This window comes from Oceanimonas pelagia, assembly GCF_030849025.1.
Lineage (GTDB): Bacteria > Pseudomonadota > Gammaproteobacteria > Enterobacterales > Aeromonadaceae > Oceanimonas > Oceanimonas pelagia.
On the sequence record NZ_CP118224.1, the window covers coordinates 2,387,500 to 2,400,013 of the forward strand.

Sequence of the window (12,514 nt, forward strand, 5' to 3'; positions counted from 1 at the left end):
GAGTAAGGTGAAAGGAGAGAGGAGCAAACGCCTCACACCTCACCCTTCACTCCTCACGGCAGAATCAAGGAGTTGTTATGCTCACTCGAATCAAGGCCATTGCACTGCTGTCGCTGACCCTGGTGCTGGCCGGCTGCGGCTTCCAGTTGCGCGGCGGCGACAACCTGCCGCCGGAACTGCAGCGGCTGGTGCTCAGTGGCGACGACAAGACCCAGTTCTACCGGCTGGTGTCGGCCCGCCTGCTGCGCGCCGGCGTGACACTGGTGCCCGACGACGGCAACACCCCGGTGCTGACCATAGGTCAGCTGGGCCAGGCCAACACCACCGCCTCGGTAAATCCCAGGGGCGATACCCTGGAATACGCCATGCGCTTTGGCACCCGCTTTACCCTGGACATGCCCGACGAGCCTCGCCAGGTGTTCAACGTCGCCTTTAACCGCAGCTTTCTCGACAAGTCGGCCCAGGCCCTGGCCTCCAGCCGGGAGCAGCAGCAACTGCGCGAGCAGATGGAGCACGAGGCCGCCGAGCAGATCCTGCGTCAGCTGAGCCGCCTGTCGTTCTGATGCGTCTTTATCCCGAACAACTGGGCAAACATCTTCAGGCAGGGCTCGCGCCCTGCTATTTCATTTATGGCGACGATCCCCTGCTCAAGCAGGAAGCCCTGGACGAACTGCGCCGGGCCGCCCGGGCTCTGGGATTTGACGAACGCCACAAGTTCGACGCCGACGACGGTCTGGACTGGGACGCCATCTTCGATGCCAGCCAGACCCTGAGTCTGTTCAGCAACCGGCAGATCATCGAGCTGAGCCTGCCGGACAAGCTCGACAAAACCGGCTCGGACCGGCTGCGGGAGCTGCTGGGGCAGTGCCACACCGATCTGCTGTTGCTGGTCAGCGGCCCCCGCCTCAACCAGCAGCAGCAGAAAACCGCCTGGTACAAGGCCCTGGCGGCCGCCGGTCCGGTGGTACCGGTGTTTACCCCCGATGCCCGTCACCTGGCCCGCTGGCTGGAGCAACGGCTGCACCGGCATCACCTGGCCGCCGAGCCCGATGCCCTGCACTGGCTGGCCCTGGCCTTTGAAGGCAACCTGCTGGCCGCCGCCGGCGAGATTGAAAAACTGGCCCTGCTCAACCTGCCCCAGCCGCTGACGCTGGCCGACCTGCAGCAACATGTGCAGCCCCATTACCATTTCAACCCCTTTCAGCTGCTCGATCCGCTGCTGCAGGGCAAGATCCGGCGGGGCTGTCGCATTCTGCTGCAACTGCGTCAGGAAGGGGTGGAGGCGGGCATGCTCTGCCACCTGCTGGCGAAAGAACTCACCACCCTGCAAAGCCTGCAGGCGGCACTGGCCAGCGGCCAGTCCTTTCACCAGGCGGCCACCGCCCTGCAGGTGTGGTCCAACCGCCAGCCGCTGATGCAGGCGGCACTGAACCGGCTTGGCACCGCCAAGCTCGCCGCCCTCACGCGCCTGCTGGCCGCCGCCGACGCCGCCGTGGCGGCCTTTGATGACGACAGCGCCTGGCGCTGGCTGCAGGCCCTGTGTGTGGCTTTTCTTGACGACCAACCACCTACCATACTGCCATGACTGCACCCATCGGATTGCTGGGGGGCACCTTTGACCCCATTCATGTCGGCCACCTGCGCACCGCCATTCAGGCCAAAGAACAACTGGGCCTGAGCGAGGTGCGGCTGCTGCCCAACCATATTCCCCCCCACCGGGCCACCCCCGACAGCGCACCCCGGCACCGCCTGGCCATGACTCGCCTGGCGGCGGCGGCCACCCCCGGGCTCACCGTGGACGAACGGGAGCTGAAGCGCACCACGCCGTCCTACACCATCGACACCCTGATTGAGTTGCGCACCGAGCTGGGCACGCGGCCGCTGTGCTTTATCATGGGCATGGACTCGTTATGCGGCCTTGATAAATGGCACCGCTGGCACGAGCTGCTGGATCACGCTCATCTGGTGGTCAGCCACAGGCCAGGCTGGAAGCCCGAACTGAATGACACCCTGGCCGGTCTTTATCAACACCACGGTATCCAGGACCGTGAAGCGCTGCACCGCACCCCCGCCGGCCATATTTTCCTGCTCGACAATCCGGAGCTGGAAGTGTCGTCCACCCAGATCCGCGACTGCGTTCGCCGCGGGAACAATCCGCAATATTTGTTGCCGGATGCGGTAGCGAACTATATTCGACAACAGGGACTCTATAGCGGGTCCGTGGTATAATCGACCGTTGTTTCAACGAGGAGAATGCGCTCTTGCAAGACCAAGCACTGCACGATTTTATCGTCGACAAACTGGACGATCTCAAGGCCCGTGACATTCGTGTACTGGACGTCACCGGCAAATCCACCATCACCGACTGCATGATCATCTGCTCCGGCAACTCCAGCCGCCACGTCAACTCCATCGCCGATCACCTGGCCACCGAGGCCAAACACGCCGGCCTGCCCCTGCTGGGCATCGAAGGCCAGGGCGCGGGCGAGTGGGTGCTGGTCGACCTGGGTGAAGCCATCGTGCACGTGATGCAGGAAGAAACCCGCGACTTCTATCAGCTGGAAAAACTCTGGGGCGGCAGCACGACCGGAGCCCTGGCCGGATGAAACTGCAGCTGGTGGCGGTCGGCACCAGAATGCCGGCCTGGGTAACCACGGGCTTTCAGGAATACCAGCGCCGCTTTCCCCGGGACATGCCCCTGGAGCTGACCGAAATTGCCGCCGGCAAGCGCGGCAAGAATGCCGATATCGAGCGTATTCTGCACAAGGAAGGCGAGCAGATGCTGGCTGCCGTCGGCAAGTCGGCGTGCATCGTGACTCTCGACATTCCCGGCAAGCCCTGGACCACGGAGCAACTCGCCGGCCAGCTCACCCGCTGGCAGCACGACGGCCGCGACGTGGCCATTCTGATCGGCGGCCCGGAAGGACTGGCGCCGGCGTGCAAGGCCGCCGCCGAACAAAGCTGGTCGCTCTCTCCCCTGACCCTGCCCCACCCCCTGGTGCGGGTGCTGGCGGCGGAAAGCCTCTACCGCGCCTGGAGCATCAACAACAATCACCCCTACCACCGCGAGTAAGTCATGGCCAGGTCCCGGGTAAAAATGCGCGACCATGTCGCCGAGTCCTCCTTGCACTGGCGCCGTACCCTGGTGTCCTTTATCGGCATAGTGCTGCTGATGGGGGTGCTGTTCGCCAACCTCTATCATCTGCAGGTGAACCAGCACCAGAGCTACCAGACCCGCTCCAACGACAACCGCATCAAGGTGGTGCCCATCGCCCCCACCCGCGGTCTGATTTACGACCGCAACGGCGTGCTGCTGGCGGAAAACCGGCCCATTTACAGCCTGGAGATCACCCCCGAGAAGGTGGAGGATCTGGACGCCACCGTCGACGGGCTGATTGCCCTGCTGGATCTGGACCCGGAGCTGAAGGAACGCTTTTTTCATGATGTGCGCCGCAACCGGCGCTTCAATCCGGTGGTGCTGGTCAGCCGGCTGAATGAGGATCAGGTAGCCCGTTTCAGCATCAACCAGCACAAGTTTCCCGGCGCCGCCATCGAGGCCTATCTCAAGCGCCATTATCCCTACAAGGACACCCTCACCCATGTGCTGGGCTACATGGCCAAGATCAACGACCGGGATCTGGAGCGCCTGCGGGAAGACAACAAACTGGCCAACTACGCCGCCACCCGGGACATCGGCAAGCTCGGGGTGGAGCGCTATTACGAAGACCTGCTGCACGGCCATGTGGGCTATCAGGAGGTGGAGGTCAACAACCGCGGCCGGGTGATCCGCACCCTCAAGTACGAGCCGCCGGTGCCCGGCAGCGATATTTACCTGAACATCGACATTCGGCTGCAGCAGCAGGCCCAGAAGCTGCTGGAAGGCCGCCGCGGCGCCATTGTGCTGATGACCCCGAAAGACGGCCAGGTGCTGGCCATCATGTCCAATCCCAGCTACGATCCCAACCTGTTTGTGCACGGCATCAGCGGCCCCGACTACAAGGCGCTGCTGGAAAATCCCGACCGCCCGCTGATCAACCGGGCCAGCCAGGGCATTTACGCCCCCGCCTCCACCGTCAAGCCCATGCTGTCGGTGATGGGGCTGAACGAGGGCGCCATTACCTCCAGCACCCGCTATTTCGGTGGCCCCTACTTTCAAATTCCCAATACCAAGCGCAAGTTCCGCGACTGGCGGCGCTGGGGGCACGGCTGGATGGACGTTTACCGGGCCATCGAGATCTCCGCCGACACCTTTTTCTACGATCTCGCCTACCGGGTGGGCATCGACACCATCAACGACTACATGAGCCGCTTTGGCTTTGGCCAGCCCTCGGGCATCGACCTGCATGAGGAAGCCACCGGCATCATGCCTTCACGGGACTGGAAACAACGCCGCCACAAGCAGCCCTGGTACCAGGGCGACACCATCTCGGTGGGCATCGGCCAGGGATACTGGACCGCCACCCCGCTGCAACTGGCCCGGGCCACTTCCATCATGGTGGATCACGGCGACACCGTGCACCCGCGCCTGCTTAACGGCATCGTGATCGACGGCAACAAGGTGAGTATGCCCATCAGCCATGGCGACCCCATCGTACTCAAGCAGGACAACTACTGGAAGGTCGGCCTCACCGGCATGTGGCGGGTGGTCAACGGCAGCGAGGGCACGGCGCGCAAGGCCTTTGTCGGCACCCCCTATGTGGCCGGCGGCAAATCGGGCACCGCCCAGGTATTCAGCCTGGCGGAAAACCAGCAGTACGATCACCAGAGCCTGCGCGAGCACCTGCGCGACAACGCCCTGTTCGTGGCCTTTGCCCCCTTTGAAAACCCCGAGGCGGTGGTGTCGGTGGTGCTGGAAAACGCCGGCGGCGGCAGCTCCCATGCCGCCCCCATTGCCCGCGCCATGCTGGATGCCTACCTGGCGCCCGAGTCCCTGTCCAACGAGGAAGTCATCGCCCATGAATAAGCATCGTCGTTCCCTGGGAGAACGTCTGCACCTGGACTGGCCGCTGCTGGCGGGCCTGCTGCTGCTGCTGAGTGCCAGCATGGTGATCCTCTATTCCGCCACCGGCGAAGATCTGCAGGCGGTCACCCGCCAGGGCATGCGCATCGGCCTGTCGCTCACCGTGATGGTGGTGCTGGCCCAGCTGTCGCCGGGCTTTTACGCCCGCTGGGCACCGCCGGTATTCATTGTTGGCGTGATACTGCTGGTGCTGGTGCTGCTGGTGGGAGACATCGGCAAGGGCGCCCAGCGCTGGCTGGAAATCGGCAGCTTTCGTTTTCAGCCTTCCGAGGCGCTCAAACTGGCCATGCCCATTACCATTGCCGCCTATATCAGCCGCTATCCGCTGCCCCCCGGCCTGCTGCACGTGGCCATTGCCTTTGCGCTGGTGCTGGTGCCCACCCTGCTGATCGCCAAGCAGCCGGATCTGGGCACCTCTGTGCTGGTGGCGGCATCGGGGTTGTTCGTGATTTTTCTCGCCGGCCTGCCCTGGCGGCTGATTCTGCTGGCGCTGGCCGGCCTGGCCGCCTTTCTGCCGGCGCTCTGGTACTTTCTGATGCACGACTACCAGAAGCGACGGGTGCTGACCCTGCTCAACCCGGAAAGTGATCCCCTGGGCGCCGGCTATCATATCATTCAGTCCAAGATCGCCATCGGCTCCGGCGGCCTGTGGGGCAAGGGCTGGCTGCACGGCACCCAGTCCCAGCTGGAATTTCTGCCCGAGCGCCATACCGATTTCATCTTCGCGGTGCTGGCCGAGGAATTCGGCCTGGTGGGGGTCAGCCTGCTGATGCTGATGTACCTGTTTATCATCGGCCGCGGCCTGCAGATCTCGGTGCAGGCTCAAGGCGCCTTTCCGCGGCTGCTGGCCGGCGCCCTGACCCTGACCTTTTTCGTCTATGTGTTCGTCAACATCGGCATGGTCAGCGGCCTGCTGCCGGTGGTGGGGGTGCCGCTGCCGTTAATCAGCTTTGGCGGCACCTCCATGGTGACACTGATGGCCGGATTTGGCATTCTCATGTCCGTTCATACTCACAAACGCCTGTTGGCGAAATAACAAACAAGGAACCCATTAATGCGCCTCGCCCTTCTTTCAGCGGCAGTGTGGTTATCAATGTCGGCCTCGGCGGCACCGACCGTGGCGGAGCAACAGCAATGGCTCGACGAGCTGGCCGGCAAGTTCGAGCTGTCCCAGGAGGCGCTGAACGCAGCCCTGGCCCAGGCGCAGTACCAGCAGCCGATCATCGACGCCATGACCCGGCCCGCCGAGGCCAAGCCCTGGCACCAGTACCGGCCCATCTTCCTCACCGACAAGCGCATTGAACAGGGCGCCGCCTTCTGGCAACAGCATACCGACCTGCTGGCCCGGGCCGAGCAGGAGTTTCAGGTACCGGCCCAGATCATTACCGCCATTATCGGGGTGGAAACCTTCTATGGCGCTCACATGGGCTCTTACCGGGTACTCGACGCCCTCTATACCCTCGGCTTTCACTACCCGCCCAGAGGGGCCTTTTTCCGCTCCGAGCTGGGCCACTACCTGAAGCTGGCCGAGCAGCAGGAGTGGCGGCTTGAAGAACAAAAGGGCTCCTACGCCGGCGCCATGGGCATGGGCCAGTTCATTTCCTCCAGCTACCGCCACTACGCGGTGGATTTCAACCAGGACGGCCACACCAACCTGTTTGACGCCACCGATGCCATCGGCAGCGTGGCCAACTACTTTCATGCGCACAAGTGGCAGCCGGACGAGCCCGTGGCCCACCGGGCACAGGTTGCCGACGAGCAGGCCGCCGAGGCGCTGCTGTCCACCGCCCTGGAGCTCGACCACAGCTGGGCCGAGCTGACCGCCGCCGGGGTGAGCACCGAGCATGAACTGGCCCCGGATACCCCGGTCAAGCTGCTGAAGCTGGACGGCGCCGAAGGCCCGGAATACTGGGTGGTGCGCCACAACTTTTACGTGATCACCCGTTACAACCGCAGCCCGCTCTATGCCATGGCGGTGTACCAACTGAGTGAAGCAATCAGGCAGGCCCATGAACAACAACGTTAAACGCCTCTTGCCCCTGGCGGCCCTGCTGCTGGCCGCCTGCAGCAGCCAGCCCGGTGAGCCGGTCAAGAAGGATGACAGCTACGATCGGGAAACCGCCGGTGGCCGTTATGCCCTGCGCAAGGACATGGCCCCGGGGGAAATGCCCGACATGTCCCACGTCAAGGACGCGGTGCCCCGCTTTGAACCCTACAGCCGCCAGGGCAACAAGGACTACAACGTCTGGGGCCAGGACTATGAAGTGTGGCGCGATGTGCAGAACTACAAGGACGAGGGCATGGCCTCCTGGTATGGCGCCAAGTTCCACGGTTACCACACCTCCAACGGCGAGGTGTACGACATGTTCACCATGACCGCGGCTCACAAGAACCTGCCGCTGCCGTCCTTTGTGCGGGTCACCAACACCGAGAACGGCAAGCAGGTGGTGGTACGGGTCAATGATCGCGGCCCCTTCCACGACGGCCGCATTATCGACCTTTCCTACGCCGCCGCCTGGAAGCTGGGCATGCTCGGCAAGGGCACGGCGCCGGTAAAGGTGGAGCTGATCAAGGTGGCTCCCAACAAGGAAGACGTGCGTCTGGCCAACCAGGGGCCGGGCCGGCACATTCAGCTGCTGGCCACCCGCTCCGGAGACAAGGCCAGGGAGCTTGCCGCCCGCCTGAGCAGGGAGTATGGTTTCCCGGCCCGGGTGGAGCACCAGTCGGACTGGTACAAGCTGCAGATGGGGCCCATTCCGGCAACCCAGACGGACGACCTTCTGGCCCGGCTGATCGCCGAAGGCTACAAGCAGGCATATTTCCTGAAGTGAACGGATTTCAATGTATTTTTAACGGCACACCGCTGCCCATTCATTTTTCAAACAAGGGTCTGACTCACCTTATGCGTACGGTTAACACTCTTTCTACTTTCGCCATCGCCGGCCTGGTGTCCTTTGCCGCTCAGGCGCAAACCTCGGTGTCCATGATCCCCGAGCCGCCGGCCATTGCCGCCAAATCCTACGTGCTGATGGACTACGCCAGCGGCCAGGTGCTGGTGGCCGAAAACGCCGATCAGAAACTGCCGCCGGCCAGCCTCACCAAGATGATGACCTCCTACATCCTTGGCCAGGCCCTGGAGGAAGGCAAGGTCAAGCGCGAGGATATGGTCACCATCAGCGAAGCCGCCTGGGCCCAGAATTTTCCCGGCTCCTCGGTGATGTTCCTGGAAGTGGGCAAGCAGGTCAGCATTGACGATCTCAACCGCGGCATCATCATTCAGTCGGGCAACGACGCCACCGTGGCGGTGGCCGAGCACCTGGCCGGCAGCGTCAACTCCTTTGCCGATCTGATGAACTCCTGGGCCGCGCGACTGGGCATGCACAACAGCCACTTCGTGACGCCCCACGGCCTGCACAGCGAAGACATGTACACCACCGCCTACGACATGGCGCTGCTGGGCCAGGCGCTGATCCGTGACGTGCCGGAAGAGTACGCCATCTACGCCGAGAAATCGTTCACTTTTAACGGCATCACCCAGCACAACCGCAACTCCCTGCTGTGGGATCAGTCCCTGAACGTGGACGGCATCAAGACCGGCCACGTCGAAGCCGTGGGCTACAACCTGGTGTCTTCCGCCACCAAGGACGACATGCGCCTGATCGCCGTGGTCATGGGGGCAGCCAACGAGCGCGCCCGGGCGGCGGAAAGCAAGAAGCTGCTGACCTACGGTTTCCGCTTCTACCAAACCCTGACCCCCTACCAGGCGGGCAGCAAGCTGGTGGATCAGCAGATCTGGATGGGCGACAAGGACACCGTGGCCCTGGGCGTCGACAAGGCGGTGGCAGTCACCATTCCCCGCGGCCAGGCCCAGAACCTGCAGGCCGACTTCACCCTGGATCAGGCCCTGAAGGCGCCGCTGGCCAAGGGGGAGCAGGTGGGCACCCTGCATCTCAAGCTGGGTGACAAGGAGGTGGCCACCGTGCCCCTGGTGGCACTGGAAGACATTGAACAGGGTGGCCTGTTCAGCCGGTTGATCGACTACCTCACCCTGCTGATTCAAGGGTTGTTCAACTGATATCCGCACGGGGCCAATCTTCATTTGGCCCCGTTTGCTGTTCAGCGCCCTCAAAAGCCCCTGCAAGTTGTCGGTTTCGAATTAGCCGCATTTATGATAAAAATGCGCCAAGGGTGATGGAAATTACCTCCATTCCCAATTGAATACTGCCGTTTTCAAAGGTTGCCATGAATACCAAATTTGATGAGTTGCTCGAGTTTCCCTGCCGTTTTCCGTTCAAGGTGCTGGGCCTGGCCGATGCGCGCCTGCCCGACCTGGTGGTGGAAGTACTGCAGCAACACGCCCCCGGTGACTACAGCCCCCAGGTTCGCCCCAGCAGCAAGGGCAACTACCACTCTGTGAGCGTGCATGTCATGGTGCAGAGCAAGGAGCATGTCGAGCTGCTGTATCGCGAGCTCGGCAAGATCGAACTGGTCAAGTACGTGCTCTGAGGGCCATTCATGCAGCAGGACAAACTCACCATCAGGCACTGGGGCCTCTCGTCCTACGAACACGTCTGGCACACCATGCAGGCCTTCACCGATCGGCGAGATCAAGACACCGGTGATGAGTTCTGGCTGGTGGAGCACCTGCCGGTGTTCACTCAGGGCCAGGCCGGCAAGGCCGAGCACGTGCTCAACGCCGGCGACATTCCGGTGGTGCAGGCCGACCGCGGTGGCCAGGTGACCTATCATGGCCCCGGCCAGCTGGTGCTGTATCTGCTGCTTGACGTGCGCCGCAAAAAACTCGGCGTGCGTAACCTGGTCACCGCCATGGAGGACTCCATTATCGGTTTGCTGGGTGAATACCATATCGAGGCCTATGCCAAGCCCGATGCCCCCGGGGTGTATGTGGCCGACAGCAAGATCGCCTCGCTTGGCCTGCGGGTGCGCCGGGGCTGCTCCTTTCATGGCCTGGCCCTGAATGTAAACATGGATCTGAGCCCGTTTCTGCGCATCAACCCCTGCGGCTATGCCGGCATGGCCATGACCCAGTGCAGCACCCTGGGCGGCCCCCAGACCCTCGATGAAGCCCAGTCCCGCCTGGTGCCCCTGCTGGCGAACCGGCTTGGCTATCAACATCTCTTCTACACCACAGAGAAAGTGAAATTATGAGCAAACCCGTACGCGTCGAACCCGGCGTAAAACTGCGCGACGCCGACAAGATGGCCCTGATCCCGGTCAAACACCTGCCCGACCAGGAAGAGGAGGTGCTGCGCAAGCCGGAGTGGATGAAGATCAAGCTTCCTCCCAGCAACCAGCGCATACAGGGCCTCAAGAACATCATGCGCGAGAACAAGCTGCACTCGGTGTGCGAGGAGGCGTCCTGCCCCAACCTGGCCGAGTGTTTCAACCACGGCACCGCCACCTTCATGATCCTGGGCGCCATCTGTACACGCCGCTGTCCCTTCTGCGACGTGGCCCACGGCCGCCCGCTGCCGGTGGACCCGGAAGAGCCCGCCAAGCTGGCCAAGACCATCAAGGAACTGGGCCTCAAGTACGTGGTGATCACCTCGGTGGACCGGGACGATCTGCGCGACGGCGGGGCCCAGCACTTCGCCGACTGCATTCGCGCCATTCGCGAGCAGAGCCCGAACACCAAAATCGAAATTCTGACCCCGGACTTCCGTGGCCGCATGGACACCGCCCTGGAGATCCTCAAGGACACCCCGCCGGACGTGTTCAACCACAACCTGGAAACCGCCCCGCGCCTGTATCGCATGGCCCGCCCCGGCGCCGACTACAAGTGGTCGCTGGAGCTGCTGCGCCGGTTCAAGGAAATGCACCCCCAGGTGGCCACCAAGTCCGGCCTGATGATGGGACTGGGTGAAACCAACGAGGAAATCGTGGAAGTGCTCAAGGATCTGCGCGAGCACAATGTCACCATGCTGACCCTGGGTCAGTACCTGCAGCCCAGTCGTCACCACCTGCCGGTGAAGCGCTATGTGCCGCCCGCCGAGTTCGACGAGCTGAAGGAGGTGGCCGAAAGCATCGGCTTTACCCACGCCGCCTGTGGTCCCTTCGTGCGCTCGTCCTACCACGCCGATCTGCAGGCCCAGGGTGTGGAAGTGAAATAACCCCGTGAAAGGTAAGACGTAGAGACGTTAGACGAAAATTCACGTCAACCAGCATCAAAAAAGGAGCCTTGCGGCTCCTTTTTGTTGTTCAGATCAGAGGCTGGACTGGCCCGAGAAAAGTAGACACCTTCATTAGATGAGAAGGTGTTATGAAATACAAACCCCACCGTCGCTTTAGCGATGCATTCAAACGTGAGGCCGTCGAGGCCTCGCTCTCCACCACAGAGACACAAGCTCAGCTTGCTGGCAGACTTGGGATCCATCCTAACCAATTGAGTCGCTGGCGTAGAGAGTGGAGCATGACCAAGAAATCATCCGACAAAGCCGTTGAAAACACCGGACCAGAAAAAAGCCTGCAGGAGCTGGAGCGCGAGGTAGCTCGGCTGAAGAAGCAGCTTGAGCGGAAAGAGCTGGAGAACGAAATCCTAAAAAAGGCGCAAGAGTACTTCGCCAAGCACGGCAAGTAAGGTTTGCCTTTATCGAGGCCCACCGAAGTCAACGCTGGCGGGTCTCGATAATGTGTGAAGTACTCGACGTGTCACGAGCGGGATATTATCGCTGGCGAACACGTCAACACTCTCCGGGGGCGCGTGCCATCGAGCGACGGACGCTGAACACCTTCCTGCTCGAGCGAGCCAGGCAACTGAAGAATGTGCCGGGTTATCGCAAGCTGTGGCTGGAAGCACGGGATGCCGGGTTCTGCTGCGGCAAGAACCAGGTTCAGCGCTTGCTGAGAGACGCTGGTTATCGTTCATGCACGGCTCCTAAAGCAGGATATCAAAAGCCAACATCGTCCTTGCCTGTGTTACCGAATCTGTTGAATCGCCAGTTCTCGGTGGGTTCAGCGAACCGAGTTTGGGTATCAGATATCACCCAAATCCGGTGCAGTGAAGGCTGGCTCTACATCGCAGCAGTCCTAGACCTGGGCACACGCCGCGTGGTGGGCCGAGCCATGGGTGCCATCAATAGCGCCCAACTGGTGCTGGAGGCCCTTGAGCAGGCATGGCAACATCAGCGGCCAGATGGGAAACAGCTGTTGTTCCACTCGGACCAAGGGAGTCAGTATCGCAACGGAGAGGTGATGAGATGGCTGAATACACGGGGAATCACCATCAGCATGTCACGCCGAGGTAACTGCTGGGATAACGCCTGTTCGGAAAGCTTCTTCGCGCTACTCAAGAAGGAGTGGACTCGCCCTCTGGGCGTGCTCGGAAGAGACGAAATGGCAGATGAAGTCCGGTATTATACAGACGAGTATTACCCGAAAGTGCGGCGCCACATGGCGCTGGGAGGGATGACTCCCGATGCCTACGCAGCTGCCGCTTAACTTAAGTGTCTACTTTATCGGGGGCACTCCAGGCAG

General features: G+C 62.0%; 14 protein-coding genes. All 14 read left to right on the forward strand.

Translation table 11 applies throughout. The annotated features are described in order from the left end of the window. Window positions 1-77 precede the first annotated feature (77 nt). The 14 genes from PU634_RS11395 to PU634_RS11460 all read left to right on the forward strand — a co-directional run bounded on the left by PU634_RS11395 (window position 78) and on the right by PU634_RS11460 (window position 12,478). Complete coding sequence (locus PU634_RS11395) at window positions 78-563, forward strand: LPS-assembly lipoprotein LptE (RefSeq protein ID WP_306760927.1); 486 nt, start codon at window positions 78-80, stop codon at window positions 561-563. Continuing rightward, window positions 563-1,585: a DNA polymerase III subunit delta gene (holA, locus tag PU634_RS11400; RefSeq protein ID WP_306760928.1), complete on the forward strand. Its 1,023-nt coding sequence runs from the start codon at window positions 563-565 to the stop codon at window positions 1,583-1,585. Before PU634_RS11395 ends, holA begins: the two co-directional genes overlap by 1 nt. Further along, window positions 1,582-2,229 carry a nicotinate-nucleotide adenylyltransferase gene (nadD, locus tag PU634_RS11405; protein WP_306760929.1) on the forward strand — a complete coding sequence of 216 codons (648 nt, stop codon included), beginning with the start codon at window positions 1,582-1,584 and terminating at the stop codon, window positions 2,227-2,229. The genes holA and nadD overlap by 4 nt, the downstream gene beginning before the upstream one ends. 32 nt (window positions 2,230-2,261) lie before the next feature. Continuing rightward, window positions 2,262-2,606: a ribosome silencing factor gene (gene rsfS, locus PU634_RS11410; RefSeq protein ID WP_306760931.1), complete on the forward strand. Its 345-nt coding sequence runs from the start codon at window positions 2,262-2,264 to the stop codon at window positions 2,604-2,606. Then, a complete protein-coding gene (gene rlmH, locus PU634_RS11415) occupies window positions 2,603-3,073 on the forward strand; it encodes a 23S rRNA (pseudouridine(1915)-N(3))-methyltransferase RlmH (protein ID WP_306760932.1) in 471 nt (156 codons plus the stop codon). The genes rsfS and rlmH overlap by 4 nt, the downstream gene beginning before the upstream one ends. A gap of 3 nt (window positions 3,074-3,076) precedes the next feature. After that, on the forward strand, window positions 3,077-4,963 hold the full coding sequence (mrdA, locus tag PU634_RS11420; RefSeq protein ID WP_306760934.1) for a penicillin-binding protein 2: 1,887 nt from the start codon (window positions 3,077-3,079) through the stop codon (window positions 4,961-4,963). Next, window positions 4,956-6,056 carry a rod shape-determining protein RodA gene (rodA, locus tag PU634_RS11425; protein WP_306760936.1) on the forward strand — a complete coding sequence of 367 codons (1,101 nt, stop codon included), beginning with the start codon at window positions 4,956-4,958 and terminating at the stop codon, window positions 6,054-6,056. Before mrdA ends, rodA begins: the two co-directional genes overlap by 8 nt. 18 nt (window positions 6,057-6,074) lie before the next feature. Continuing rightward, window positions 6,075-7,046 (forward strand): lytic murein transglycosylase B, encoded by a 972-nt coding sequence (gene mltB / locus PU634_RS11430; protein ID WP_306760938.1) that lies wholly within the window; start codon window positions 6,075-6,077, stop codon window positions 7,044-7,046. After that, complete coding sequence (locus PU634_RS11435; protein ID WP_306760940.1) at window positions 7,030-7,851, forward strand: septal ring lytic transglycosylase RlpA family protein; 822 nt, start codon at window positions 7,030-7,032, stop codon at window positions 7,849-7,851. The genes mltB and PU634_RS11435 overlap by 17 nt, the downstream gene beginning before the upstream one ends. Window positions 7,852-7,922: 71 nt before the next feature. Next, window positions 7,923-9,095: a serine hydrolase gene (locus tag PU634_RS11440; RefSeq protein ID WP_306760941.1), complete on the forward strand. Its 1,173-nt coding sequence runs from the start codon at window positions 7,923-7,925 to the stop codon at window positions 9,093-9,095. 167 nt (window positions 9,096-9,262) lie between these two features. Continuing rightward, window positions 9,263-9,526, forward strand: a complete 264-nt coding sequence (ybeD, locus tag PU634_RS11445) for a DUF493 family protein YbeD (RefSeq protein WP_306760943.1) — start codon at window positions 9,263-9,265, stop codon at window positions 9,524-9,526. 9 nt (window positions 9,527-9,535) lie between these two features. Beyond that, window positions 9,536-10,189 carry a lipoyl(octanoyl) transferase LipB gene (lipB, locus tag PU634_RS11450; RefSeq protein WP_306760945.1) on the forward strand — a complete coding sequence of 218 codons (654 nt, stop codon included), beginning with the start codon at window positions 9,536-9,538 and terminating at the stop codon, window positions 10,187-10,189. Further along, entirely contained in the window at window positions 10,186-11,151 is a 966-nt protein-coding gene (gene lipA, locus PU634_RS11455) for a lipoyl synthase (protein ID WP_306760947.1), read from the forward strand. The genes lipB and lipA overlap by 4 nt, the downstream gene beginning before the upstream one ends. A 149-nt stretch (window positions 11,152-11,300) precedes the next feature. After that, window positions 11,301-12,478 (forward strand): IS3 family transposase gene (locus PU634_RS11460; RefSeq protein ID WP_306760800.1). Its coding sequence is split into 2 segments (ribosomal slippage): window positions 11,301-11,592 and window positions 11,592-12,478, totalling 1,179 coding nucleotides; the frame shifts between segments, so codons are not numbered across the junction. Window positions 12,479-12,514 lie beyond the last annotated feature (36 nt).

Excerpts from the sequence above, each read along its gene's own strand:
- PU634_RS11395 (WP_306760927.1), top strand. The coding sequence starts at position 78 with ATGCTCACTCGAATCAAGGCCATTGCACTGCTGTCGCTGACCCTGGTG.
- holA (WP_306760928.1), top strand. The coding sequence starts at position 563 with ATGCGTCTTTATCCCGAACAACTGGGCAAACATCTTCAGGCAGGGCTC.
- nadD (WP_306760929.1), top strand. The coding sequence starts at position 1,582 with ATGACTGCACCCATCGGATTGCTGGGGGGCACCTTTGACCCCATTCAT.
- rlmH (WP_306760932.1), top strand. The coding sequence starts at position 2,603 with ATGAAACTGCAGCTGGTGGCGGTCGGCACCAGAATGCCGGCCTGGGTA.
- mrdA (WP_306760934.1), top strand. The coding sequence starts at position 3,077 with ATGGCCAGGTCCCGGGTAAAAATGCGCGACCATGTCGCCGAGTCCTCC.
- rodA (WP_306760936.1), top strand. The coding sequence starts at position 4,956 with ATGAATAAGCATCGTCGTTCCCTGGGAGAACGTCTGCACCTGGACTGG.
- mltB (WP_306760938.1), top strand. The coding sequence starts at position 6,075 with ATGCGCCTCGCCCTTCTTTCAGCGGCAGTGTGGTTATCAATGTCGGCC.
- PU634_RS11435 (WP_306760940.1), top strand. The coding sequence starts at position 7,030 with ATGAACAACAACGTTAAACGCCTCTTGCCCCTGGCGGCCCTGCTGCTG.
- PU634_RS11440 (WP_306760941.1), top strand. The coding sequence starts at position 7,923 with ATGCGTACGGTTAACACTCTTTCTACTTTCGCCATCGCCGGCCTGGTG.
- ybeD (WP_306760943.1), top strand. The coding sequence starts at position 9,263 with ATGAATACCAAATTTGATGAGTTGCTCGAGTTTCCCTGCCGTTTTCCG.
- lipB (WP_306760945.1), top strand. The coding sequence starts at position 9,536 with ATGCAGCAGGACAAACTCACCATCAGGCACTGGGGCCTCTCGTCCTAC.
- lipA (WP_306760947.1), top strand. The coding sequence starts at position 10,186 with ATGAGCAAACCCGTACGCGTCGAACCCGGCGTAAAACTGCGCGACGCC.